The organism is Haloferax sp. SDI50 (genome assembly GCF_059802635.1).
Genome location: NZ_JBPULL010000001.1, coordinates 729626 through 754440, shown reverse-complemented (window position 1 = coordinate 754440; position 24815 = coordinate 729626). Strand labels below are relative to the sequence as shown.

Genomic DNA, 24815 nt, shown 5'->3' with positions numbered 1-24815 from the left:
CCGGCGAGGCTACGACTTACAGCTCGTTGAGCTTGCGGAGCAGCTGGCCGCGGTAGCGCTCGTCGGCCTCGAAGCCCTTGACTTCGAGCACGTTGCGTTCGAGCTTGTCGAGCGCGACGTGGAACGCGTGTTCCGCGCCGTAGCCCTCGCCGCTGCCCGCCAGTTGGCCGTGGCTCGTGCGGAGCCGAATCTGGCACTGGATGAGCGGCGTGCCGCGGAGTTTCTCTTTGTGCTCGTGGAAGCGGACGTGGGCGTGGAGCACGCTCATCCGCTGGTACTTGTCCGCGACCTCGGTGATAGCCGAGTTGATGTCGGCGCGGCTCAGCGTCTCGATGAGGCCGATGTTCGTGACCTGCACGTCCATCTGCTCCTCTTCGGTGTAGGTGAGCGCGCGGAGCACGTCGGTCTTCGTCACCACGCCGAGCACCTCGCCGTCGTCGTCGGCGGGCGTGACGACGAGGCCGGCGATGTCGTTTTCCAGCATGCGCGCGACCGCGTCGCGGACGCTCTCTTCGGGCGTCGCCGTGCGCGCCGGACTGGTCATCAGGTCGTAGACCGGGAGGTCGAGCATCCGGTCGGTGTCGCCGCGGCGGTCCTGCTTGCCCTGCCGACCCTCGTCGCGCACCATGAACTCGACGAGGTCGTAGGTGGTCAGGATACCCTCGAGGCGGCCCTCGTCGTTGACGACCGGCAGCCGCGAGACGCCGTGTTCGCGGAGGCGGTTGATGGCCTGCCCGAGGTGGTCGCGCTCGCCGACGGTGACCACGTCGTCGGTGTAAATCTGCTCGACGGTCAGCGCGTCGAGATTGTCGAGGACGGCTTCGAGGATGGCGTCCTGCGTGATGATGCCGTACTGTTTTTCGCCCTCGTAGACCGGCGCGACCTTCGTGTCGCCCTCGACGAGCATCCGCGCGACCTCGCGCACGTTCTCGTGGCGGTCTATCTTGGGAACGGCCTTCGTCAGCGCGGCCGCTTTGGTGTTGTCTTCGACGTGCGAGTTGATGAGCTGCTTCTCACCGATGACGCCCGCGTACTCGCCGTCGTCCTGAACGATGATTCCCTTAGGGTTTTCCCGCTCGAAGATGGAGCGGACTTTGCCTAATCGCTCGTTAACGTCGACCTCGATGAAATCAGGAGTGGCGATATCAGCAATATCCATAATACATCCTTACATACAACGCCTCGTCTCTTGAAGGTTCGTCCCGTTTCCATCCGCTAGGAAGGACCGAAATCGCAAGGCCACGACGGGGCTGAAGGCGCGAATTCCGACGGCAGACGGTCTATGACCATTGGTAACACTCCTGTTTCGATGAATATCACCGTTTCTTGCCGACGCGTCGGCCGGTGCTGTCGGCCGCGAGGGGCAGTACTGTCATTCGATTGCCAGCCGTTGTCGGGTCATCTCGGGGGCGACAGCCGGTCTCGCCCCCGCCGAAAGCGAACCAGTTAGTTCCCCGAATTCGGCGGTAGTCCCGGCCTAACCGGCCGAATTCGGATATCTAGTCGCTCCATACTTACAGCCGTTCCTACCGTTCAGTATTTCCAGAGAATGGCGTCTCCTGACAAGAACTCCCAAACTGACCGCCTCGATGGCGAAGAATCGTTCCGAGCAGACGGTGCCGGCACCGCCGAACTGGTCCCCACGACCGGGCCGGAGGCGATGGCCGCCCGCGCGAGTGAACTCCCGGTCCCCGCGTCGGACCGCATCGAATACGGCCCCGCCGACCCCGTCGCCGACGACGGCGCGGACGACGACCGCCCGGAGACGCTCCGGGAGGCCGTCCTCCGCGAAGTGAAGGCGTTCTTCGCTGAAGTCGACGACGAGACGGCGTTCGCGCCGGCTCCCTCCGAAGCGTTCATCGAAGACCAGTTCTTCGACTTCTCGTTCCTCGAAGGCGTCGAGACCGTCGAACACTACTGGGTGAACAAGCCCTTCGCGTTCGTCTCCATCCTGTACGACCACGAGAAGCGCGAACACCGGTACCACGTGAGCGAGCCGCGGCTCGACGACTTCGAGGACTTCGTGCGCGACGACCTGACGAAGATTCTGCGCAACAGCCTCTTGTACCGCGACCTCGACGCCGACGGCGACCGCGAGGACGTGTTCGACGACGAGGCCCGCGACATCATCTCCGAACACGCCGCGACGGTCGAAGACGGGTCGCTCTGGAAGCTGTTTTACTTCCTGCTGCGCGACTTCATCCACTTCGGCCGCATCGACCCCGTGATGCGCGACCCCGGCATCGAAGACATCTCCTGTGACGGCGACGACGTGCCCGTCTACGTCTTCCACAGCGTCTACCGGGACGTGCCGACGAACGTCGTCTTCGACGACGGCGACCTCTCGTCGTTCACAATCCGCCTCGCGCAACGCGCGGGCAAGCAAGTGACCGTCTCCGACCCGCTCGTGGACGCGAGCCTCCCGGACGGCTCCCGCGTCCAGTTGACCCTCGGCTCTGACGTGGCCACCCGCGGGTCGAACTTCACCATCCGGAAGTTCTCGGACGTGCCGCTGTCGCCGGTCGACCTCGTGCGCTGGAACACCTTCAGCGTCGAGCAGATGGCGTACTTCTGGCTCGCCATCGAGAACAACCGCTCGCTCATCTTCGCCGGCGGCACGGGCTCCGGGAAGACCACCTCGATGAACGCGGTGTCCTTTTTCGTCCCCGGCCACGCGAAGGTCGTCTCCATCGAGGACACGCGCGAAATCACCCTCCCGCACGACAACTGGATTCAGTCCGTCACCCGCGACACGTTCACGGCGGACGGCCGCGGCGAGGTGTCGATGTACGCGCTCTTGCAGGCCGCGCTCCGACAGCGTCCCGAGTACCTGCTGGTCGGTGAGATTCGCACGGAAGAGCGCGTCGCCCTGACGTTCTTCCACTCCATCGCCACGGGCCACACCGCGTACACGACGTTCCACGCCGACTCCTCGGAGGGCGTGGTCCACCGCATGCGCAACGAGCCCCTCGGCGTGCCCGCCCAGATGCTCTCTGACCTCGACATCATCTCGGTCCAAAAGCAGATTCACCTCGACGGCGACCGGACCCGCCGGAACATCGCCGTCACCGAAATCGCCGGCGTCGACGACGACGGCGAGGTCCAACTCCGCGACGTGTTCAAGCGCAACCCCGAGAACGACGCCCACGAGCGCGTCGGTGACTCGGTCGTCCTCGACGAAATCGCCGCCGAGCGCGGCTGGACGAAGGCCGACCTCAACTACGAACTCGACGTTCGCGCCGATGTGCTCCGGTACATCGCCGCCTCGGGCGTCGACGACTACCTGACCGTCTCGGCGGTGATTCGCCGCTTCGAGCGCGACCGCGAGGGCCTCCTCGCGAACGTCTACGCCGAGACCTCGCTGGTCTCCGTCGACGAGGCCGACGAGAGCGACGCCGATGACGCGGCCGCAGCCGACGGAAACGACGCCGCGGCCGACGAGAGCGACGACGAAATCGAGGTCTCGCCCGAGACCGAACGCCTGCTCGCGGACCTGTTCGATATCGAGTTAGCTGTCGATGCGGACGACGATGCCGACGACGGTGAGGTGGCTGACGCCGCCGAGGCGGAGGCCGCCCCCGCCCCCGACGCCGACGAACGCGAAGCCGCTACCCCCGACGCCGCCGACGAATCCGATGACCCCGACGATGTCGGGACCGACTGGGAAATCGTCGGTGACGACGCCGACGCCGGCGCAGACGACGCGGAAGCCGATTCCGCTGTCGTCGCGGACGCCGTCGAGTTCGACGAAATCGCGGCGGCCGGCCCCGCGCCGGCCGATGACGCTTCGGACGCATCGGATGCTTCGGACGCATCGGACGCGTCGGCCGACGACCCCGACGAAGCCGACGAGACCGCGACCGACGACGACCGGGAGGCCGACGATGCCCGCTGACTCGTCGACCTCGGTGCCCCTGCCCGACTACGAGGTCGAGCAGTACTTCCCGCGCGAACACTTCGACGAGTCGCCCGAGGAGGTCAAGCGGCTCCGCCAGCGCTACGGCTACGTCCGCACGTACTTCAAGCGCCACCCGGCGGGCCACCGCGACCTCCAGCGCTGGCTGAACCAGACCCGCGTGGGCACGACCTACGACCTGTATCTCACCCAGTCGATGAGGCTGGCGCTCGTCACCGCGGCGTTCGGCTCGCTCGTCGGTCTCGCGCTCACGTTCGTCCTCGCGCGCACGGGCGTGCTGGCAAACGCGTCGAGCCCCGTGAGCCTCGGCGTCGCGGCGGGGTACGTCGCCCCGCTTGCCCCCTACAAGGTGCCCATCCTCGGCGCGGCCCTCGTCGCCCTCGTCGGCGGATTAGCGGCCGCCGGGACCTACTACGCCCGGTACTACCTCCCCAAGAGCCGCGCCGAGATGCGCGGCCGCAGCATCGACATCCTGCTCCCGCACGCCATCGTCTACATGTACGCGCTCAGCCACGGCGGGATGAGCTTCCTCGAAGTCATCCGCTCCGTCGCCGACGCGCCCGACTACGGCGAGGTGTCCAGCGAGTTCGAGATGATCGCCCGCGATATGGACCTGTTCGGCAACGACCTGTTCACGGCGCTCCGCAACTCGCGGAACCTGACGCCCTCGATTAACTTCGAGCAGTTCCTCGACGACCTGCTTTCGGTCCTCGACTCCGGCGGCGACGTGGCCGCCTTCCTCGACCGCGAGTCCGCGACGTACCTCGAAGAGGCCCGCGACGAACAGGAGGACTTCATCGAGACGCTGTCGATGCTCTCGGAGGTGTTCGTCGCCGCGTTCGTCGCCGCGCCGCTCCTACTCATCGTCACGCTGATGGTCATCAGCTTCCTCGGCGGCGACACGCTCGTCCAACTGTACGCGCTGAACTACCTCATCTTCCCGCTGGGGATGGGGCTGTTCCTGCTCCTCGTGGACGTGCTCTCCTCGCCGTACACGCAGGACACGGTCCGGACGAAACACGACGTGACCGTCCTCGAAGAGATTCGGACGGTCGCGGTCGACTTCCTCGGCGCGATTCGCCGCGAAATCCAGCGCGCCCGCGAAGCCCGCTGGGGGAGCGACGACATCGCCTCCGACGGCGGCTTCGTCGACGAGCGACTCGACGACTACCGCCTCGAAAACGCGGTGTACGAGCTTCGGACGCTCATCGGTGACCCGCTGGACATCATGCGCCGCCAGCCGTACCTCTCGACGGTCGCCACGGTTCCCCTCGCGCTCCTGTCGGTCGTCGCCGTCTACGCGCTCGGCCTCGCGACGCCGACCCTCGACGCCATGCTCGCGAACCCGTACAACACGACGGTCTGGTACGTCGTCCTCCCGTTCGCCATCGTGGCGGTCCCGCTGACGGTGTTCCACGAGCTACGGACCCGCCGCGAGCGCACGCTCGAACGGCGCTTCCCCGACACGCTGAACCTGCTGTCGAGCGCCAATCAGATGGGTATCTCGCTGGTCGAGTCGCTCGCGCTCGTCTCCCGCTGGTCGACCGGCGCGCTCGCGGACGAACTCCGCGCGCTCCGCAACGACATCCGCTGGAACCACGACGCCCACGCGGCGCTCATGGCGTTCGCCACCCGGCTCAACGTCCCGCAGCTCTCGCGGGTCATCCGACTCATCGCCAGCGGCGGCCGCACCAGCGGCGACCTCTCGCGCGTCCTCAGCGTCGCCGCGGAGGACACCCGCAACCGCTACAAACTGGAGAAGTCCCGCCGTCGCGCGATGGGCTCGTACATCGCCATCGTCGTCATCGGGTACTTCGTCTACCTGTTCGTCATCCTGATGCTCGGCGCGAGCTACCTCGGCCCCCTCGCCGAGATGTCCGCGCCCGCGACGGCGTCGAACGGACAGTCGCTCCCCATCGGCATCTCGTCGGTGCCGCTGGCGAACTTCCACGTGGTGTTCTTCCACTCCGCGCTGATTCAGGCGGTCGGCAGCGGGCTCCTCGCCGGCAAACTGGCCGACAACAGCGCCCTCAGCGGGCTGAAGTACGCCCTCGGACTGTCCGCGCTGGCGCTCGTCGCCTTCGCACTGGTGTAAGGCCATGACTCACAACACTCCCCCCAAACACACGGAATCACCCCGCAGGCACGCACTGCGCGGGTTCGTCGCGGGCGCGGCCCGCCGCGGCTCGCACCTCCGCGGTGACCGCCGCGGGGCCTCGGCCATCCTCGGCACGATGCTCGCGTTCGCGCTCGTCGTCTCGCTCGTTGCGATGGTGCAGGTCTCGGCGGTCCCCGCGTGGAACCAACAGACCGAGTTCGAACACCTCACGGCCGCCGAGACCGACTTCGCCGCGTTCGACGAGAGCGTCTCGAAGGCGGTCGACGGCCGGCAGACCCGCGCGACCCTCGACGCCGGCGTCGACTACCCGACCCGCGCGCTGTTCGTCTCGCCCGCCGCCGGCTCCGGCAGCCTCCGGACGACCGACCCCGCGACGGCCCGCATCTCCGGCGCGGTCGCGACCGGCGAGACCGGCAGCTACTGGGACGGCTCCGAACACGCGTTCGACACCCAGCAGTTCGTCTACCGCCCCGACTACCGGTACCTCCAGAGCGAACCGTCGCTCGTCCACGAGGGGACCGCGCAGTACACCGCCTACGCGGGTAGCGAGGTCGGCGCGACCCAGTCGCTCGTCGACGGCACCAAGGTGTCGCTCGTCTTCCTCGAAGGCGACATCGACACCGCGACGAGCGAGGCGACCACCTTCGGCGTCGTCCCCCTGAGCGCCGGCACCGACTACATCACCGTCACCGACGCGGGCGCGCCAATCACCATCTCGGTCCCCACTCGGCTCTCCGAAGACGCGTGGCGCGACCTGCTGGCGGACGAGCCGAACGTCCGCTCTATCGCCTACGCGACCGGCACCGATTCCAACACCCTGACGGTCGAACTCGAACCCGGCAAGACCTACGACCTGCGGCTCTCGCGGGTCGGCATCGACACCCCCGGCGCGCTCCAAGCACCCGCCTACATCGTCGACGTCGAGGGCGACAACGCCGTCGTCCCGCCGGGTGCGAGCCACCGGGCCGTCGTCGAGGTCCGCGACGCGCAGAACAATCCCGTCCCCAACGCGGTCGTCACGGCCAGTCCCGGCCTGACCGCCGAAAGCGGGCGCATCGTCGCACGTGACACCGGCACCGTCTCGACCGTCACCGATTCGGACGGCCGCGCGACGTTCGTCTACACCGCGACCGGAAGCGTCGACGGCGTCGTCAACGACGCGTTCGACGTGGTCGTCAAGGACGCCGCGGGCGCGACCGTCGACCGCGTGACCTTCGACGTGCAGCTCCGCGAAGGCGGCGTCACCGACCCGCTCCGCGGGCTCGTGGCCGCCGTCGACGACCCCGACTTCGTCTACGCGGACGTCGACGGCAACGGCGAGTTCGACGGCGCGGACTACCGCGTCAACGACACCGGCACGGGCGGCGACGTGAAATACGACGCCGGAACCGACCGGCTCGTCGTCCCGCCGAGCACCGGGACCATCGTCTCCGACCGCGACATCACCCTCGCGGGCGACGGGGTCTCGCTCCACGTCGACACCGTCGCCACCGGCTCGCACAGCCGGGTCGACATCGACGCCGGAAGCGGCTCGCTGGCCGCGGTCGGCGTGAGCGTCACCTCGGTGTCGGGCCAGGACATCACCGTAACTGCGGGCGACGAAATCGACCTCTCCGGCGCGTCGGTCACGCAGGGAAGCAAAGCCAGCCTCTCCATCGAGGCCGGCGGCGACATCGACCTCGACAACGCCGGGGTGACGGTCGCACAGGACAGCAACAGCCTCCGTATCGTCTCGACGAACGGCTTCGTCAGCGCCCGGAGCGCCGACATAAGCGGGAAGGGCGACATCCGAATCGACGGCGCGGACGGCGTCGATCTCGCCGGGGCCGGCCTCTCGGGGGTCAAGGACAACGGCGCGCTCGACGTCGTCTCCGCGCGCGGCGGGGTCAACCTCAACGGCGTGGTCATGCTCGGCGACGGCGACATCGTCGTCGACGCCGAGGGCAACGTCTTCGTCGTCGGCGCGAACATCGCCTCGACCAAGACGGACGTGGTGATAACCTCCGACGGCGGGATGGTCAGCGGACGCGAGGCCGCCATCTCCGCCGAGGACGACGTGGTCATCACCGCGGCGGTCCGCATCTACCTGCCCGACTCCTCCATCGAAGACGAGGACACGCCAGAACTGAACGCGCCCGAAGTGGAGGTCTGAGCCATGTCTCGCCTCTCTCTCGACTCCCGCGGCGTCTCGGAAATCCTCGGGCTGGTCTTCGCGTTCGGGCTGGTCGTGTCGGTCATCGCGGTGGTCCAACTCGCGGGCACCCCCGTCTGGACCGCCGGCGATGAAGCCGACCACAGCGCCAGCGTCTCGACGGACCTCGCGTCGCTCGACTCGCAGGTGTTCCGCGCCTCCGGCGTCGAGTCCGGCAGCCGCGTCGCGGTCGACTCGGACGTGTCGTACCCCGAGCGGTATCTCGTGGTCTCGCCGCCCGACAGCGTCGGGACGTTCCGGGTCGACGGCGCGGACACCGTGACGGTCACGGGCGTCTCCGCGGTCGGTCCCGAAGCGGTGTTCTGGGACGGCACGACCCGCACCTACGAGACCGGAGCCATCGTCTACGAGGCCGACTACGCCGAGCGCGACGAGGCGCGGATGGTGCTCGAAAGCGGCGTCTCGTACCTCGAAACCGACGGGACCCCCGTCGTTCACCGCCAGTCGCTCGTCCGCGGCACGACCGTCACGCTCGTGTTCTTCGAGGGCGACCTCGACGGCCACACGACCGCCGGCGACACCGTGGCTCTCGCGCCCGTCTCCGTGCGCTCCGAGTCGCTGCCGGTGTACAGCGCCACCGACCCGGTGCGCATCTCGGTGCCGACCTACCTCTCGGAGGACGCGTGGGTCGAGCTCATGGCCGAGGAACCCCACGCGCAGGTCGTCTCCTACGCCGCCAGCGGCGACCACGCGGTCGTCACTATCGAACTCGACGCGGGCGTCCGCTACGACTTCCGCGTCGCCCGTCTCGGCGTCGGCGAGGCCGTCGAACCCGACCCCGCCGCCTACGCGGTCGCGGTCGAAGGCGAGGACGCCGCGGTCCCCTCGGGCGGCCGCGAGACGCTCACTGTCCGCGCGTTCGACCGTTACGGCGCGCCCGCGGCGGGCGCGACGCTGACCGTCAGCCCGTCGACCCCGCTCGGCGGCACCGTCGCCCCGACCGCCGGGGCGACCGCCGTCACCGACGAGTCCGGCCGCGCGAGCTTCACGTACACCGCGCCCGACGACGTGACCGAAATCGAAGGCGACACCGTCACCGTCACCCTCGACGGGGCGTCCGGCCCCGGCGCGACGGTCACCATCCCGCTGGAAGTCCGCGGGACGGGCGAGAGCTACGAGGTCCGAAACACCACCGCGTCGACGCCGGAGCCCGAAGACGACTTCGACATCGACGACGGCGAGGTCGTCCCGTCGGACGCCTTCACGGGCGAGTTCAAACTGCTCGGCAGCGCTATCACGGACGGGTGGCACGACGTGCCCGTCTCCGTCACCTTCGTCGTCGACGGCGAGCCGCACCACTCGGCGGACTGGGACAACGTGAACGACCGCCGGTCGCACTCGTTCAGCGTGGCCGGCGACGCCGGTGACTCGCTCGCCATCATCGCCGCCACCGACGGCTACGTCACCGCCGACTCGTCGGTCGACCACCGACAGGTCGCGGTCCTCCGCGACGGCGACCGGGTCCCGAAGATACGGGGCTACAACGGACAGGACGACGCCGCCGAGTTCGTCGCACCCTACATCAGCGACGACGGGAAGACGATGGAGCTCGACAGCAACCAGGCCATCTTCCTGTTCGAACTCGGAACGACTGACACGCACAGTCCCGCGTTCGATATGCAGGACGTGGTCATCCTCGTGACCCTCTGGGAGGACGGGGAGGGAGGCGACTGAGTCGGCCGCCACCAACACCACTCGCGCTCGTCAGGAGCGCCGACCCATTCTTTGGTCTTTTTTCCCGCCGCGTCCGCACGGCCGCCGTATCGTTAACATCCGCGTCGCCGTAGGGTCGCGCATGTCGTTCGACCCCGACCGCGTCTCGACGGTCACGTTCGACTCGTACAGCACGCTCGTGGACGTCGACGCCGCCGAGAAGGCGCTCGCCGCGCGCGTCGACGACCCCGAACCCGTCTCGAAGCTGTGGCGGGCGCGGTCGCTCGAATACACCTTCGTCGGCAACCACGTCGACGAGTACGAACCCTTCTACGAGGTCAACCGCGCGGCGCTCCAGTACGCGCTGGAGGCCCACGACGTGTCCGTCTCCGCGAGCGAGCGCGACGCGATTCTCTCGGTGTACCACGAACTCGACGTGTTCGACGACGTGCGCGACGCGGTCGGTCGCCTCCGCGACGCCGGCTACGACTGCTACGTCGTCTCCAACGGGAACCCCGAAATGCTCGATTCGATGGTCGACCACGCCGACATCCGCGACCTCCTCGACGGCGTCGTCAGCGCCGACGAGGTCGGAGTGTTCAAACCCGACGCGGAGATTTACCGCCACGCGGCCGCCCGGACCGGGACGCCCATCGACGAGATCGCCCACGCGACCGCCGGCTGGTTCGACGTGATGGGTGCGCAACACGCCGGAATGCAGGGCGTCTGGGTCGACCGGAAAGCGTCGCCGTGGGAACCGTTCGGCCCCGAGCCAGACATCACCGTTCCCGACCTCACGACGCTCGTCGAGGCGCTCGCCGGCGGCGGCCCGAGCGCGGCGGACTGACGCTCGCGGCTCCCGCCGCGCCCGAGACGGAGCGTGGCATATACTCACAATACTATTACTGCTGGCCGCACATCTATCCGGATGGAACGGCGGCGCGTGAAAGGCGGGATTCTGGCCGCTATCGGGTTCGTTCTATCTCCGCTTTCGTGGTGGAACGACCTCGTGGTCAACCTCCCGCTGGCCTACGCGTTCGGCGTCGCGGTGAGCCTCATCTCCAGAAGCTGGTTCCTTCCGGGCGTCGTCGCGGGCTACTGGCTGACGAACGTCATCGGGTTCGTCCTGCTTCACAAGGGCGCGGTCGACGCAGTCTCGGCCGAGTCACATCCGTACACCGCCCGACGGTTCACCAAGGATTTCGCTATCTCGGTCGGCTACACCGTGCTCGTGGTGCTGTTGGTCTGGTTCGGGTTCCTCAGCGTTCCCGACGGCCTGCTCGCGGCGCTCGGTCGCTGACTTCGGTCGGGTCGGTCGGGCCGGCGCTCGCCGTGAAAAAATAGCTCCGAGCCGACCCGGTGGTGGGTCCGAGTCGGCCGGTAGTCGGCGGTTCAGTTCTCCGTTTCGTTATGGATGGGTGTCTCGGTCGGCGGTGCTGTTTCCGTGTCGTCGTCAGTGGTTGTCGTTCCGTCGTCAGTAGTCGTCGTTTCGTCGTCAGTGGTCGTTGGTTCCGGTTCGTCAGTGGTCGTCGTTTCGTTGTCAGTGGTTGTCGTCTCCGGTTCGTCAGTAGTCGTCGTCTCCGGTTCGTCAGTGGTCGTCGTCTCCGGTTCGTCAGTGGTCGTCGTCTCCGGTTCGTCAGTGGTCGTTGGTTCCTCCGTCGTCGGTTCCTCACCGACGGTCACGACTGCGTCGTCGGTGACGGGCGTGCCGTTGACCGTGTACGGGCCGTCTTCAGTTCCGTTGGAGGTGAGGAAGTCGAGCGTCTGGTTGTCGTTGGTGTCGAGGTGCGCCTGCGCCGTGAGGTTCACGCTCTCGTTCTCGCTCAGCGGTTCGAGGAGCGGCACGGTGACGTTCTCCTGCGGGCCGGAGTCGAGGTAGTCGGTCGCGCCGACCACGGAACCGTTCTCGTCGAGGATGGCGATGTAGCCACCGTCGGAGAGGTTCGCGCTCGCGACGGTCACGTTCGTGCCGTCGGACTCCTGGTCATCGAACTGGAGCGTCGCGGTCGGCTCGTCGGTTCCGTTTGTCGGCTCCTCGCTGACGGTCACGACTGCGTCGTCGGTGACGGGCGTGCCGTTCATCGTGTACGGACCGTCCTCGGTCCCGTTGGAGGTGAGGAAGTCGAGCGTCTGGTCGTCGTTGGTGTCGAGGTGTGCCTGCGCGGTCAGGTTGGCACTCTCGTTCAGCGGTTCGAGGAGGGGTACGGTGACGTTCTCCTGCGGGCCGGAGTCGAGGTAGTCGGTCGCGCCGACCACGGAACCGTTCTCGTTGAGGATGGCGATGTAGCCGCCGTCGGAGAGGTTCGCGCTCGCGACGGTCACGTTCGTGCCGTCGGACTCCTGGTCGTCGAACTGGAGCGTCGCGGTCGGCTCCTCGGGTTCGGGTTCGGGCTGTTCGCCCACGGTGAGCGTCGCCAGCTCGCCGAAGTCGCGCGTCTCGACCCCGTGGATGTACGTCCCGTCTTCGAGGTCCGTCGTGTTGACGTCGAACTCGATGGTCTCGGTCTCGTTCGGGTTCAGCGCCCAGCCGGTCCGTTCGACCACGTCGCCTTCGAGCCGGAACTCGACGCACTGAATCATCGGCACGTCGTTCGGATTGGTGATATCGGCCGACACCGTCACCGGCTCACCGGCTTCGACGCCGGACGGCGCGGAGAGATTGCTCACTCCGAACGACTCGTAAGTTCCGTTGCTCGGGTACGTGCAGTACTGTGTCTGCGTCTGTGTCTGCGTCTGTTCTTGTACCTGTGCCTGCTGTGTATCGACCGCCGCCAGACCGGTCCCCGACGCCGCCGCGACGAGGGCGACGACGACGAGGACGCTGGCGATACGTGTTCGTGTGCTCATGTGTCTGCGATGACAATCTACCGACGCCGCCGGCAAAAGCTGACGAGATAGTTTCAATAGTTTCGCGCGTTGGCTGTCAACTTACCTGACGGTGTAGACGGTTAGTCTGTCTCTGATTCCGATACTGGTGGCCTCTCGGCCGATTTTTCTGCAACAGTTCACCAAACACGATGTTTCACGCGAGACGCTACGCGTTAACTGTCAGAAAATCGAGTTTGTCGCCAATGCTAACGGGGTAGCTTCTCGTTTATTCGAACGTCCTGACAGTTTGAGTGACGCGGCCGACTGAGCGTTTCGAAACCGGGACGGTGTCGAATCGCTGGCTGTCTCCGCATCCCCGGAGACGAAATATCCGATTTCCGAACCGGATTCTGATTGGCTCGTTACGTTGAGTAGTATGTCCTAATATCGGTATTATCGTTACATTCGAGTACGTATTCGGGGAATGACACACTATATCCAAAACTTCATGTATCTGTGCCGTATTGGGCTGTGTATGAGCGAATCCACCGAGAATTCGCGGATTGCACCGTACACGGAGTACTCGCGCACCCGTTCGCGGTGCCCTCGATGCGGGACCTCGGTCCCGAAGGAGGCGGTCGGCGACGCGCTGTGTGCGAGCTGCAAGACGGACGTCTCCATCTGATGAGCACGGCCGCACCACACAGTTCCGACGAATTGGCGGATGCGCCCGTGTTCGACCTCGAATGCATCTATGACGACCCGGAGAACCCGAGCGAACTGACGGTGTTCTCCCCGAAATCCGAGGAGTTGACCACGTCGTGGATTACGGTCGACCGCGGGAGCGCCGTCTCGCTCGACGAAATCGCGTAGGCGTCGGCGGGCGGGTTCTTTTGTTTTTGAGGTGTGACTTCCTCCCTCAGTTCCACGGATGTCTCGCTCGCTAAGCATGCGAGATGTGAGACGGTCAGTGGGCGGATTCGAACATACACCCGCCCGCGCAGTCCAGTGATTATAGCCCACAATGGGTCGGAAGACGGTGCGGCACGAAGTGGTGAAGCGTGACCCTCCTCGGCAGTACCTCCTGACGTGAGTCCGCTTCAGAGGCAATCGATGAGCCGACAAATGAAACCCGAACGCGCCGTCGAACAGTATCTCAAAGAACGGAAACTAACGAGTGTGGGCGTTTGGCATCTGCTGACCGCTTTCGACCAGAGGGTTAATACGATTACTTCGTAAATCATAGCCAAGGAACCTTTGTCTATGTCGGCAGAAGCTCAAAATGTGAATTCGATGGATAAGGATGATGTGTTGAGGGTTTTGGAGCAGTATGCGCTTGAAGAGCTGGAGGCAAATTTGGTGACGTTTTATCTTGATACTGTTGGAGTGGATTATTCCGGCTCAGACTTCCTCAATAATGTCACATCTCTGGCTACTGACCAAGATATCTCCAAGATCGTTCAGACTCTGTTCGGTAGGACGCCCGAGAGTATTTCGCTCAATTCGGTATTGAGAGTATTCGAACTAGCTGTTGAGGAGGAAGAACGCGAGATTAACGGTGTGTATTACACACCTGAGAAGGTTATAAACTATATCCTTGAGCAAACAATTCATGGTGACGATACAGTCTGTGATTGTGCCTGTGGTGCAGGCGCATTCTTGGTTCAGGTTACCACTCATCTTCACCAGATAACCGATAAGTCAATTAAAACCATCATCCGTGAGAACGTGTATGGCTCCGATATTCTGGAGAATAACGTTCGAGAAACTAAAATTGCGTTATCGCTCTTAGCAGCAGAAAACGGGGAACTTGTGGATAATAATGACTTCAATATTATCCAAGCCGATGCGCTCCGACAGGATTGGAATGATGCCTTCCCTGAGATTGCTAATGATGGCGGATTTGATGTTATAGTTGGAAACCCACCATATGTTAATATCCAGACGATGGATGAAGAAATAAAGAAACATGTTTTAGACCAATATGACACAGTTCAATCAGGGAATTTCAACACATATATTCCCTTCATCGAGTTAGGCATTGAGCTGATTAATGAAGGAGGAAAAGTCGGATATATACTTCCACTGAATTACTTTACAACACTGACGGGAGAGGACCTCCGAGAGTATTTACAAAATGGCAAGTATGTGTCCGAAATAGTCGATTTCGGGGACACATTGTTATTTGACGACGCATTAACGTACACTGCGATTTCCATATTCTCCAAAAGCAGCAAAAGTAGCTTTGATTATATTAAGGTTGACTCCGTTGATGACCTCAACAGTCTCCCCGACCGAGATTTCATCGATATAAAATATTCCTCTATTGATTCGGAAAAGTGGAGGTTGCTAGATGAAGATGAGTTTGGCAATATTCGGAAGATAGAGTCCTTCCGGCCTCTGGATGAAGTCTCTGGAATCCATACGGGAATTGCAACGCTCAAAGATAGCGTGTACATCGTAGATGCGGTCGACCTCGATAACGAGTATTTCACGATAACATACGAAGGAGAAACATATAGAATCGAGAAAGAGATCACAGAAGAACTTGTGAAGATCTCTGCAATTGAGGCTTCCTCTGACTTGAAAAACAACGCAAAACGGATTATCGTCCCCTATAAAAAGCAGATTCAACGGACACTCACTGGGGACGGCAAGCAGGTGGAGACGATTATAATCCCTGAAGATGAATTGAAAGAGGAATTCCCGGGGACGTACGAGTATCTTGAGGCAGCCCGCGACGAACTCGCAACTCGTGAGAAAGGCGATGGTGCCGATTACGAGCCATGGTATAGATATGGTCGGGAACAGGGGTTAGAGTATATCGGTGAGAGGCTTTATACACCAACATATAGCAGTGGACCGAAGTTCCTCCATCATGAGACGGAGTATTCGTTGTTCGCGAATGGCTATGCTGTTTTCCCAAAAACGGTTGATATTGAGATACTTGAGCGAATTCTGAATTCGAAAGTGATGGATTACTATATCCGCAACACGAGTAAAGAGATTCAAGGCGATTTTCAATGTTATCAAAAGAATTTCATTAGGAAGTTTTCTGTTCCCGAATTCTCCTCATCGGAGAAAGATGAACTGATATCCCTATCGGACCAAAAAGAGATTGATCAGTACCTTATCAAAAAATATGGTCTGAGTTTAGAAGTCAGTAATTGAAGATTCCGAGTCGTCTGTCTCGGCTTTCTTGTCAAAGTCGTGAATTTGCGAGTACCGTCTTTTATAATCGCTTAGTAGCTTCTCGAAGAAATTCTCGACAGAGATTACATTAGAACCGTATATTTCAGCAAATTCCGGCGTGACGAGTCCCTGTTCAACACACTCATCAATATCGTCCATGATTCGGGGAGGAGATTGCTCGAAATCAACAATAAGTAGACACATAGCTTCGTATTTCCACTTTTCATCCTCTGGAGTTTCACGACCGCTAAGAGACGAGTAACTGCTTATGAATTTTTGAATATCAAAATTCTCTGAACGCTCGACAATATTTTTCTGTTTTGCTGATGAGTCGTACCCCCTTTTTGGGAGTAGGAAAAAGTACCCGAGGGGGAGATATGGGAATCGGTTATGGAGATTAAGTGACTCGGCATAGATTCGCTCAAAAATCGTATCAAAATTTTTGCCAATTGAGCTCAGTTGGCTACGAACGTTAATTGCCATTCGCGGACCAACAACAGGGCCATCCTCCTCATAGCTATGAACTAGTATATCCTGGCTTTTTGTCTTAGGAAATCCATATACCGTGGCAGATGTGTCACTAGGATGGGAATCTTCGTGGATATATTGTGGATTCACTCCGTTATCCACCAGCTGGTCAACTATGTACGAGTGAATACGTCCAATAAGCTTTTCACTCCGTATCAAAGAATAGCTTGGATTCTCGTCCGGATCTTCGATAGCAGACTCAAAGTCAGTTTTTATACCCTCAAGAATACTGCCAAGCTCATCTCGGTCGTACATTCCTTTGTTCGTTCCCACCCTTGGTTGAAACGGGTATGTTTCTAACTTTGGAAACTAGTTGCACAGATGAGCAACGAACATATTTTCCCGTTAAACGCAACCACCCGGTTGTGAACATCGAGGACGTTTGTTCTGCTCTCTCCAACCCAACCCGACGACGGCTTATGTCATTAGTAATTGCAAGAGGGCCGATGAGTAGTAAACAGGCGCACGAGATATACCAACGGAAGTTTGAGACGTACCGGCGTGAGTCGATATACAAATCGTTAGAGACGTTAGTATCGGCAAACCTCCTTGAGAAAACGTATGATGAAGATGACGGACTTCGATATTCTGCCCGGATCACTCAGCTCCAATTGAATCTTGAGGGCATGGAGGTTGAATCAGTAACTGAATGAATAGTGATATGTGATAGTATTGTATATATCGTCTGTTCTGGGGGAAGGTAAATGGGACGCGGCAGTCTGTTCAGGATTACAAGAAAAAGGTGTTACTGCTGACTTCAACAAAGACGCCGTGTACGTTGTTCATCACTTTGTGTCTATATCGACCGACTTAGTCCGCTACAATCTTCAGTCTGCTCCGTCGGCAGCATCTTGTCTCGGTTCACCTCCATACCTCGTAATGATTGAGAAGCGAAACTTTTGGCCGTATTTTACTCTGCTGTGTCGCTCTCTGCGCTTTACTGCATCACGTTTCTGTCCTCTCTGTCTCACTCGGTTGTGTTCCAGCCCCTTGATGCGGTAAACCGCTTACAGTCGAACTCGATGTGTATCACGGAGTATCTCACCGGGTAGCCCCGCTACATATTATAGTACGAGATACCGTCTATTCCCCTCCCGACTTTAAGCCAGTCTTCGATGTCGTCGGTGTCGAGGCATTTCCGGAGTCGGGACAGAACCATCTGGTGGCAAGAAATGAAACCGTCCTCGGTGAATCCCATCTGGTTGGCAACGTGCTCAATGACGCAGTGGCCGTCTCCGTCGTCACTCGTCTCCTGAGCGCGGAGTCTGGCGCGAGGACACCGATACCGTTTCGACTCACACGGATCGTTCGCTGTGGTCGGGCAGCACCTCGACTTCTCGTATCGTTGAGGCAAGTCGGACAGCACCGACCGCTTGCTTGGTGTGTTGGGAACAAGGGAGAACACCACGATACCGCCGCCTGGGGGTTAACTACTCGGTACGAACACAGTGAGTGATCGGTCAGGGCGGATTCGAACCTCGGTCGCTCACTTCGTTCGCTCCCTGCTTCGAATCCGCCGTGACTATTTTCGATTCCACGGACGCCTCGCTGTCGCTCGTCGTTGCGAGGAATCAGAAAATGGGTTGGGGCGGATTCGAACCGCCGGCCTGTGTCCGAAATAAACTCACAAAATCGGCTAGAGCGCGATTCGGAGACCAAAGATGCTCGAATCGATAACACCGGATGAAGCGGTCAGCCTGTACCTCAAAGACCGCGAACCAGACGTGACAGAATCGACCTTCAGAAATCACCGATATCACCTCAAGCGCTTCCGTGAGTGGTGCGATGACGTTGGATTCGATGATATGAGCGAGATGACCGGCAAGCGAATCTACGAATACAAGATATACCGCCGCGAGGTTGGCGACGTAAACCAGGTCACACTCTCAAATCAGCTCTCAACCTTCCGAGTCTTCTTGCGCTTCTGTGAGAACCTAGACTTCGTCGAGAAGGGAACAGCTGAGAGTGTGATGATGCCGGATATTAAGCCGGGAGAGGATGCGCGCGATATCGCACTTGACTCAGACACCGCAAACCAGATTCTCGACTATCTTCAGAAATTCGAATACGGGACCTTTCGACACGCACTCTTCTACCTGCTCTGGCATACTGGGATGAGGACTGGAAGCGTTCGCTCGCTCGACCTTGACGACTACCATCCTGACGAGTACTACCTCGAAGTCAGACACCGACCAGATACTGGGACTCGACTGAAGAACAAGCATGCAGGAGAGCGTGAAGTCAACCTGAAGCCCGAAGTCTGCGAAGTGCTGGATGACTATATCCAGATTCATCGCCACGAGGTCACGGATGAGTACGGCCGAAGGCCACTTCTCACTACAAAGAGCGGGAGAGCCTATAATTCCCTCATCCAGAAGAACATCTACACGATAACTCGCCCCTGTCACTACACAGGGAATTGCCCGCATGGTCGAGACATCGAAGACTGCGAAGCAAATTCGTTCGACTACGCAAGTAAGTGCCCGTCGAGTGTGAGTCCTCACCCAATCAGACGAAGCGCCATCACAGCCCATCTAAACGCAGACGTTCCGAAGGAAATCACCGCAGACAGAGTCAATGTCAGCGTCAACGTTCTTGAGAAGCACTACGATGCTCGGAGCGAGAGCGAAAAGCGCGAACTTCGCCGCGGCTATCTCGGCAACATCTAACTGACTCTACCCTCCTTTCTCGTGAGAGCGCAGAGATTCCATTCTGAGCGACTTGAAGGGCTTGACTGTGGGATTCATCTGTGAGCCCTTGAAACGGCAGGGACGGCTCGTGAGATGGATATATGTTCTGTGGTAACGTTGTTCAATCATGCTGTTTCGTTGCGAGGACCACACAAAAAGTTGGCCGGTGAGCCGCTCAGATGACTACGAATACGTTGCACTAATCGAGCCTGTAGGATATCCAGAGACTGCAGCAGTCTGCGGGCGCGAAGATTGCACAAAACCTGCCCTGGTTGTGCTTGACGACCGAGAGTACTGGCGATATCAGTATAGTGATGAGCGTGTCTTTGGCCTGCGGAATCGCGCAGATGCAGCAGTCAGGGTTACAGATACTGTTGAGCGTGAACGTTCTGACTTGGTGAGACTAGAAAGGCAAGAGCCTAGTGGCGATATAAATTGGCTCAACCGTCCAAAAAGCAAGAGTGCTGCCGACTATTAGAACAGCAGCCCTCTATTCGCTCTCATCATGAATCATGCCTCTTGTTAGAGTGGTTAACGCATCGTAAACGCGCTCTGCTTGTGTTTCGAGGTCTGCGTCAGCAGGGTGGGAAAGGGAATACCTCCCACTTCGATTTGCCTCGTTGATTTGGCCTTCAGAATCACGCATTCGAATGTAGTTCAGGTCGGACATTCGAGCAAACCCATCGATAATTGTGGGTGCCTTCAGGTCGTTATCCTTCTGTCCTGTACTGACTTCCATTCGGACTACGTTATTTCCGGCTCTCTCAACGTAGTCTTTAGCACTTTCCTCAACTACTCCAGGTTCTGCTTCGTGTTCAGAGATGTCCTCTAATTTAAGTCCGCGAACACGAAAAGCATCTGAATAAAATTCGTTCATCTGTTCACGCGTGAATCGGTTGTATCGGTCGCACTCAAACCCAATCTCAAAAGGTGACTCCTCACCAATAAGATACTCAACCGCATCATTATCGTAGACTCCTGACTTTGATTCATATGCGTAACTCCCATCTCGTGTAAGCAGGAATCTCATGACGCGAGCGATGTCGTTCTCTCCAGTAACTACAGCACCTTCGTCAATCTGCTGTCGCTCTTCGGTCACTTCTTTGACATACCTGACAAAGATATAGTCATCTCCAATGTGATATTCTTCTCCACTAGAGACGATTGAGACCCCTCTCCGGTCACCAGTTTCTCCGTAGATTCCAGTACTATCGATATGGTCTCTAATCGTTTCCATAGGTGGGATACTCTCAGTAGTATCCAGTTCACCAAATCGAAGTTTCAGCTTAGGCATATTGTTCGATATGTATTACAATTACAAATACCTTCCTGACAAGTCTATTCTCAGAACATAATTCATTTTCACCATTTGAGTTCCGAATTTGCCTAAATCGGGCGACTCAAACCCTTAAGATAGTGGAGACTGTAGGTTGAAAACCAAATATATCAGGTGCCATTATCTATAAGACCAGGACTCCAATCTACCTTCTCCCAACGAGTTATGGGCTTGAGGTCGTCGTCGAGTTCCATATGTCTATGCTGGGTGTCATTGCTGTTGAGGACATGACTCCGAAGCGGACCTGTTCCGAAGACCATTGCTCCACAAATCGGACAGGGAAAAACCTCAGGCGAATCTGACGCGCTCTGCTGGCCGCTCTTTGCCCGCCTAATCTGGCTCACTTTTCGAGTGTTCTTATTCATTGAATTCCATCCTCTTCTTCATCTGCTCATCTTCCCAACGCTCGCGAGCACGTCGCCAAGTCTTCGGAACCCAGTCAGGATACCTCTGCAATTTCTCGAATACGTCTTCGAATTGGTTGTGGCGATTGTTTATCGCTGAACTTCCCTTATAGAATCTATTATAGGGGGTTTCAGCGATAAAATTGAGGTTGACATCTCCGGCGAGATTCAACTCACTAAGCCCTCTATCATAGTATCTGGAGCCTCTACGCTTACCAACTTTTCCGACTAACCCTCGCTTTTGTAGGTTCCGACGAATATCCCCTATTGTCTTCTTGTTGACTCCAGATTTTTCAGCCAGTTCGCTAGCAGAGATTCCTTTCGCGCCACTCAGGACCTCAATTACTTTTTTCTCATTCGCACTTCGTGTATTGAGACAGGCATCAAAGGTTCCATCGGGGTTCTCTCGACCCAGTCTCTGAGTTTCGAGCCAGTCCGGAACCATCCCTGTAGCGATGTAGACTGTAGCCTCTGTATTTTCTGCTCTACCTGCTCTCATCGCCGCCTGAAATACCTCACCTCGACGTGTTGTGTCGAGGATGTCATTCGCAATCTCGTTCTGATAGTCCAAATCAAAGCCGTTGAGGCGTTCTCCTTCTTCGTCAGTAGCAGGCTTCGCGGATTCGCCGTGAAAGGCAGTCTGATATTGGATATCTTTGTCACTTCGTCCAGGTGAGCCAAGCACCACGAGTAGTTCTGATTGCTTGAGGTCGTTCTTTCCCCGAAGGTCGCCGTAATGTAGGTCTTCCCGCCAGAGATGTTCGAGATTCGCGTCTCTGAGTTTGTTGAGGAGTGTCTTACTCGTGATTAAATCCGGACGCTCGTCGTGCTTTCGGTAGACTTCTCGAAGATATGCCTCACACTTTGGAAGGCTGACTTTGCCGTTGGAGACTGGCCAAACGTAGCCGTTGAGTTGATAGAATTCGTATCCTCTCCCTGCGAGGTAACGGTTCCTCTGGTCTACATCGAACAACGGATACCGCTTGAGATTCGGTCCGAGAAGGCGCTTCCAATTCGAAATACAGGGAGTCGCATCAAGCGCGATGACTGCCTCGGCACTTTCGAATTCAGGAGGGTCGAATAGCCAGAGTGAGTTTTGCTGAGGGTTATCGATGACTCCAGTTCGTCTTTTCGGAAGTTCTGCGACGCAGAGACCGTTGCTCATCCTTTCAGCCGCAATAATAGTGTAGGCCACAAGCGGAGCCTTCGCGTTGAACTTTGCGATTGAGTTACAGTGGTCCTGTGGGTCTAGCCCCGCCCTCTCAAGAATCTGCAATGCTTCCTCTCGCTTGTCATCTTCCCCAACCTCTGGTCTTCTGGCGTTGTCAAACGGGAAATCATCCTGCGCAGCTATGAAATCGTCCGCTTTCTCGATTGGTTTCTTTATCTGTTGGATATATGCGTCAAAGCATTGTTCGTCGATGACAACGACCCTTCCGTTGATGTATTTCGGGTTGTACCCCTGAGTATAGTGACCCACCAGTAACTCAGGGGTATCAGCGTCAATCTGAGCCACTTTCTCTCTGTAAGGGCAGGTTTGGTTTCCGCGCTCACAAGGACAGTCGAATTCTCGATGAATTGCGCTTATAGGCCATCCCATATCTCGGGCTTTCCGTGCCTGCTGAGCGGCAGGGTCATTGATGTATGCTGGGTCTTCGGTCCTTAGTGTTGGACAGAGTGTTCGAGTTGGCAACTTACGAACAGGGATTCCCTCATTTTGGCCCCACTGTTTGTACTGCTCATAGTTTTCTCTCAGGTTAGTCAAAACAGTAATTGGGAACCCAGTTCCCTGTGCAAGCTTGGGAATACATCGGGACTTTCCAACCCCTGGTAGCACGTCAAATAGTGCTCTCTCGCTGTCTAACGCGGCTTTTGTAATTCCCGCGAGCAAGATATCACGAGCTAATTCTGTGGAATCCGCGAGAGGTTTATCCGGTCTTAGCTCGGATTTACTCATGTCGTTGGGTCCTCTTCGGCTCCTTCGGCATTCCGTCAGGAATAATCGTCTTCTGGCATAGTCGGGGACCAAATCCACCCTTCCCCGGACTGCCCTCAACCTCACTCATCGCTTAGTTCTCCGTATCTGGGTCGAGAGTGTCTGCTGCGTGGTCAATGAACTCAGACCACGTCATACCCAACTTCGCCTTCGTGACTCGGGCTTTGTTACGCGCTTCTTCCGTAGTTGAAATGACTCTATACTCGGTTTCTGTCATATGATATCATGGAGGTTGAGCAATATAACGCTTATTTGCATATTTTTTGCCTACTAGCCTTCTAACTGCGATTTGCAACGGTTCTACCTCTCGGCATCTCATGAGAACGCCTGAGATGAGCGGAGATTCAAGTTTAGATTCTGACAGGGGAATTCATCAGTCGACAGCTGAAATCGCGTGAGTGGCTAGTGACGGCTGATGATTGGATGCTCGATATAGAGGTGATTTTGTCATCATTTCTGTTGTCTCTGCGACAACTTGAATGGGGGCTCAGCCGAATTCTCTCTATGCCTAACCAGCAAAGAGATTCGCAAAATTACACCATCGACGAACTGCGCGACAAGCTTCCTGAAGACATCTTTCAGGCAGTCATGTCTCACCTGTCGGTGAATGCTGAGATTGTAAATGATATGTCGAAGTCGGTCGTGTTTGAGAACCTTCGGGCGTCCGCTGACTCTGAAGAGACTGTCCATGTCTCGAAGTACCGACTCGACGACTCACCTGAAGAGAAGGTCCTTGATACGACCCTATACGAGGGGGAGGATTTTGAATGAGATTTCCGCGCTCCAGTTCTAGGAGTCGTCAAAAGCAGGTGAATACTCGGGTTAGATACACTTCGTTTAGTACTCCTGAGCGCCGTAAGGGCCTCACGTCGCGTTCACTCAAGTCAAAGATAGTCACGGGTCCGTCTGGAAATATCTACAGTTTCCGCCAACAGGGCCGTCCAACAAATCCGAATTCCCAATGGCTGCCTGTCCGCGTCTCGTCTGACGTAGAGCTGTTCGAAGAACGTGACGGATTCGAAGTTCGTAGGTAGCCATGAGTCGACCTCAGAATCTCCAAACGCTATCGGGGATTCAGATGACTGCTTCCGGTGAGGTACATCGACAACAAGGATATCCGAATGTGTCGTTGGTCGTAGTCGCATCGAATTTGGACGCGGCAAACGACGCGTTAACTGTTGTATTGGAACATTCTGCTCGCGGCGAGAAGTGGGAGTCTCTTGCTTCAGTCGGCGAATCAGATTTCGACGGCGAAGTTGGCTCAATTCGTCTGAGTGGTGTTGCCCTTGAGTATCTCCGTGCTAGCATCACGAGCTTCGATGATGTCTCAGGTAGTGACCTCTCAGTTGATGCCTATCTCTTGTTGAATGGGAATCCTGGTGCTGCAATGGCTGGGAGGTTCGTCTGAGATAGTGTATATGAATCTCAAAAAGATGGCCCGCAATGTGGGTTCCAATTTCGACTAACCAATGACCCGTAAATCAGGCTCAACAGAGAACAGTAAGACAGAGTGCTGGAGTGATTTGGAAACCCCCACCCCCCAGTACATGACACCAGTAGACCGCCGCCTGTTTGCCTTTCGGCGATATCATGGGATTGGTCCAGAAGGTCGTCACATGGATGAGTGGACTCAACAAGAGATTGCGGACTATCTCGATGTCTCTCGGCAAGCAGTTAACAGATGGCTGAATCGGGAGACGTTTCCTCTTGCTCAAGAATTGAGCTACCGTGAGCGGATTACGTTGTATTCGATTGCTGTGACTGGCTCCGCCGAAGACCTTCAAGAATATTTCATCCTGCGAGCGATGACCGAGCGCACTCAAAGCGAATCCCCAAATCAAGAGCAATCGCTCTATCGTATATCTCTCGCAGAGTCCGAGACACAGGATTTCGACCCCACCCTTGGTAAAGAGTACAGCCCGTGGTGAATCTCTCCACGGCGCAGAGAGCCAGTAGAATCG

General features: G+C 58.4%; 19 protein-coding genes. 14 read left to right on the top strand and 5 right to left on the bottom strand.

Features of this window, described 5'->3' with window-relative positions:
- Positions 1 to 16 precede the first annotated feature (16 nt).
- Entirely contained in the window at positions 17 to 1159 is a 1143-nt protein-coding gene (locus ACSR87_RS03980) for a CBS domain-containing protein (RefSeq protein WP_498529586.1), read from the bottom strand.
- A 390-nt stretch (positions 1160 to 1549) separates the two neighbouring features.
- On the opposite strand from ACSR87_RS03980, the gene ACSR87_RS03975 reads away from it, so the two are divergent.
- The 6 genes from ACSR87_RS03975 to ACSR87_RS03950 all read left to right on the top strand — a co-directional run bounded on the left by ACSR87_RS03975 (position 1550) and on the right by ACSR87_RS03950 (position 11200).
- Complete coding sequence (locus ACSR87_RS03975) at positions 1550 to 3895, top strand: type II/IV secretion system ATPase subunit (protein WP_498529585.1); 2346 nt, start codon at positions 1550 to 1552, stop codon at positions 3893 to 3895.
- Positions 3885 to 6011, top strand: a complete 2127-nt coding sequence (locus tag ACSR87_RS03970; protein WP_498529584.1) for a type II secretion system F family protein — start codon at positions 3885 to 3887, stop codon at positions 6009 to 6011. Before ACSR87_RS03975 ends, ACSR87_RS03970 begins: the two co-directional genes overlap by 11 nt.
- Before the next feature lie 4 nt (positions 6012 to 6015).
- Entirely contained in the window at positions 6016 to 8187 is a 2172-nt protein-coding gene (locus ACSR87_RS03965) for a hypothetical protein (RefSeq protein ID WP_498529583.1), read from the top strand.
- 3 nt (positions 8188 to 8190) lie between these two features.
- Positions 8191 to 9921: an Ig-like domain-containing protein gene (locus ACSR87_RS03960; protein WP_498529582.1), complete on the top strand. Its 1731-nt coding sequence runs from the start codon at positions 8191 to 8193 to the stop codon at positions 9919 to 9921.
- Between the two features lie 121 nt (positions 9922 to 10042).
- Complete coding sequence (locus ACSR87_RS03955) at positions 10043 to 10747, top strand: haloacid dehalogenase type II (RefSeq protein WP_498529581.1); 705 nt, start codon at positions 10043 to 10045, stop codon at positions 10745 to 10747.
- A gap of 81 nt (positions 10748 to 10828) precedes the next feature.
- Complete coding sequence (locus ACSR87_RS03950; RefSeq protein ID WP_008575563.1) at positions 10829 to 11200, top strand: DUF7980 family protein; 372 nt, start codon at positions 10829 to 10831, stop codon at positions 11198 to 11200.
- A gap of 92 nt (positions 11201 to 11292) precedes the next feature.
- Here ACSR87_RS03950 and ACSR87_RS03945 read toward each other — a convergent pair whose 3' ends face one another.
- Positions 11293 to 12747, bottom strand: coding sequence for a DUF7282 domain-containing protein (locus ACSR87_RS03945; RefSeq protein ID WP_498529580.1), 1455 nt, complete (start codon positions 12745 to 12747; stop codon positions 11293 to 11295).
- Between the two features lie 496 nt (positions 12748 to 13243).
- On the opposite strand from ACSR87_RS03945, the gene ACSR87_RS03940 reads away from it, so the two are divergent.
- The 3 genes from ACSR87_RS03940 (at position 13244) to ACSR87_RS03930 (ending at position 15879) form a co-directional block, all read left to right on the top strand.
- Complete coding sequence (locus ACSR87_RS03940; protein WP_171810347.1) at positions 13244 to 13393, top strand: hypothetical protein; 150 nt, start codon at positions 13244 to 13246, stop codon at positions 13391 to 13393.
- Positions 13393 to 13581, top strand: a complete 189-nt coding sequence (locus ACSR87_RS03935) for a DUF7511 domain-containing protein (RefSeq protein WP_049896763.1) — start codon at positions 13393 to 13395, stop codon at positions 13579 to 13581. The genes ACSR87_RS03940 and ACSR87_RS03935 overlap by 1 nt, the downstream gene beginning before the upstream one ends.
- 390 nt (positions 13582 to 13971) lie before the next feature.
- Entirely contained in the window at positions 13972 to 15879 is a 1908-nt protein-coding gene (locus tag ACSR87_RS03930) for an Eco57I restriction-modification methylase domain-containing protein (protein WP_498529579.1), read from the top strand.
- Here ACSR87_RS03930 and ACSR87_RS03925 read toward each other — a convergent pair.
- Positions 15862 to 16683: a hypothetical protein gene (locus ACSR87_RS03925; protein ID WP_498529578.1), complete on the bottom strand. Its 822-nt coding sequence runs from the start codon at positions 16681 to 16683 to the stop codon at positions 15862 to 15864. The two genes, ACSR87_RS03930 and ACSR87_RS03925, sit on opposite strands and share 18 nt — an antisense overlap.
- Before the next feature lie 110 nt (positions 16684 to 16793).
- Between ACSR87_RS03925 and ACSR87_RS03920 the strand changes: the two genes are divergently transcribed.
- Positions 16794 to 17081, top strand: a complete 288-nt coding sequence (locus ACSR87_RS03920) for a winged helix-turn-helix domain-containing protein (RefSeq protein ID WP_498529577.1) — start codon at positions 16794 to 16796, stop codon at positions 17079 to 17081.
- Between the two features lie 1008 nt (positions 17082 to 18089).
- Positions 18090 to 19097 carry a tyrosine-type recombinase/integrase gene (locus tag ACSR87_RS03915; protein WP_498529576.1) on the top strand — a complete coding sequence of 336 codons (1008 nt, stop codon included), beginning with the start codon at positions 18090 to 18092 and terminating at the stop codon, positions 19095 to 19097.
- Positions 19098 to 19608: 511 nt separating this feature from the next.
- Here ACSR87_RS03915 and ACSR87_RS03910 read toward each other — a convergent pair.
- Together ACSR87_RS03910 and ACSR87_RS03905 are read right to left on the bottom strand one after the other, a co-directional pair.
- Complete coding sequence (locus ACSR87_RS03910) at positions 19609 to 20412, bottom strand: hypothetical protein (protein WP_498529575.1); 804 nt, start codon at positions 20410 to 20412, stop codon at positions 19609 to 19611.
- A 399-nt stretch (positions 20413 to 20811) separates the two neighbouring features.
- Entirely contained in the window at positions 20812 to 22815 is a 2004-nt protein-coding gene (locus ACSR87_RS03905) for a hypothetical protein (RefSeq protein WP_498529574.1), read from the bottom strand.
- Positions 22816 to 23358: 543 nt separating this feature from the next.
- Between ACSR87_RS03905 and ACSR87_RS03900 the strand changes: the two genes are divergently transcribed.
- The 3 genes from ACSR87_RS03900 to ACSR87_RS03890 all read left to right on the top strand — a co-directional run bounded on the left by ACSR87_RS03900 (position 23359) and on the right by ACSR87_RS03890 (position 24782).
- The gene (locus ACSR87_RS03900; RefSeq protein ID WP_498529573.1) at positions 23359 to 23625 is read left to right on the top strand and encodes a hypothetical protein; all 267 of its coding nucleotides are present in this window, start codon (positions 23359 to 23361) and stop codon (positions 23623 to 23625) included.
- A gap of 307 nt (positions 23626 to 23932) precedes the next feature.
- A complete protein-coding gene (locus ACSR87_RS03895; RefSeq protein ID WP_498529572.1) occupies positions 23933 to 24262 on the top strand; it encodes a hypothetical protein in 330 nt (109 codons plus the stop codon).
- A 139-nt stretch (positions 24263 to 24401) separates the two neighbouring features.
- Positions 24402 to 24782, top strand: coding sequence for a helix-turn-helix domain-containing protein (locus ACSR87_RS03890; protein ID WP_498529571.1), 381 nt, complete (start codon positions 24402 to 24404; stop codon positions 24780 to 24782).
- Positions 24783 to 24815: the final 33 nt, after the last annotated feature.

Bases quoted from the DNA above. Each gene is read 5' to 3' on its own strand.
- ACSR87_RS03895 (WP_498529572.1), top strand. From the start codon at position 23,933: ATGACTGCTTCCGGTGAGGTACATCGACAACAAGGATATCCGAATGTG.
- ACSR87_RS03965 (WP_498529583.1), top strand. From the start codon at position 6,016: ATGACTCACAACACTCCCCCCAAACACACGGAATCACCCCGCAGGCAC.
- ACSR87_RS03945 (WP_498529580.1), bottom strand. From the start codon at position 12,747: ATGAGCACACGAACACGTATCGCCAGCGTCCTCGTCGTCGTCGCCCTC.
- ACSR87_RS03905 (WP_498529574.1), bottom strand. From the start codon at position 22,815: ATGAGTAAATCCGAGCTAAGACCGGATAAACCTCTCGCGGATTCCACA.
- ACSR87_RS03915 (WP_498529576.1), top strand. From the start codon at position 18,090: ATGCTCGAATCGATAACACCGGATGAAGCGGTCAGCCTGTACCTCAAA.
- ACSR87_RS03930 (WP_498529579.1), top strand. From the start codon at position 13,972: ATGTCGGCAGAAGCTCAAAATGTGAATTCGATGGATAAGGATGATGTG.
- ACSR87_RS03900 (WP_498529573.1), top strand. From the start codon at position 23,359: ATGCCTAACCAGCAAAGAGATTCGCAAAATTACACCATCGACGAACTG.
- ACSR87_RS03960 (WP_498529582.1), top strand. From the start codon at position 8,191: ATGTCTCGCCTCTCTCTCGACTCCCGCGGCGTCTCGGAAATCCTCGGG.
- ACSR87_RS03925 (WP_498529578.1), bottom strand. From the start codon at position 16,683: ATGTACGACCGAGATGAGCTTGGCAGTATTCTTGAGGGTATAAAAACT.
- ACSR87_RS03890 (WP_498529571.1), top strand. From the start codon at position 24,402: ATGACACCAGTAGACCGCCGCCTGTTTGCCTTTCGGCGATATCATGGG.
- ACSR87_RS03935 (WP_049896763.1), top strand. From the start codon at position 13,393: ATGAGCACGGCCGCACCACACAGTTCCGACGAATTGGCGGATGCGCCC.
- ACSR87_RS03910 (WP_498529575.1), bottom strand. From the start codon at position 20,412: ATGCCTAAGCTGAAACTTCGATTTGGTGAACTGGATACTACTGAGAGT.
- ACSR87_RS03950 (WP_008575563.1), top strand. From the start codon at position 10,829: ATGGAACGGCGGCGCGTGAAAGGCGGGATTCTGGCCGCTATCGGGTTC.
- ACSR87_RS03970 (WP_498529584.1), top strand. From the start codon at position 3,885: ATGCCCGCTGACTCGTCGACCTCGGTGCCCCTGCCCGACTACGAGGTC.
- ACSR87_RS03940 (WP_171810347.1), top strand. From the start codon at position 13,244: ATGAGCGAATCCACCGAGAATTCGCGGATTGCACCGTACACGGAGTAC.
- ACSR87_RS03975 (WP_498529585.1), top strand. From the start codon at position 1,550: ATGGCGTCTCCTGACAAGAACTCCCAAACTGACCGCCTCGATGGCGAA.
- ACSR87_RS03980 (WP_498529586.1), bottom strand. From the start codon at position 1,159: ATGGATATTGCTGATATCGCCACTCCTGATTTCATCGAGGTCGACGTT.
- ACSR87_RS03955 (WP_498529581.1), top strand. From the start codon at position 10,043: ATGTCGTTCGACCCCGACCGCGTCTCGACGGTCACGTTCGACTCGTAC.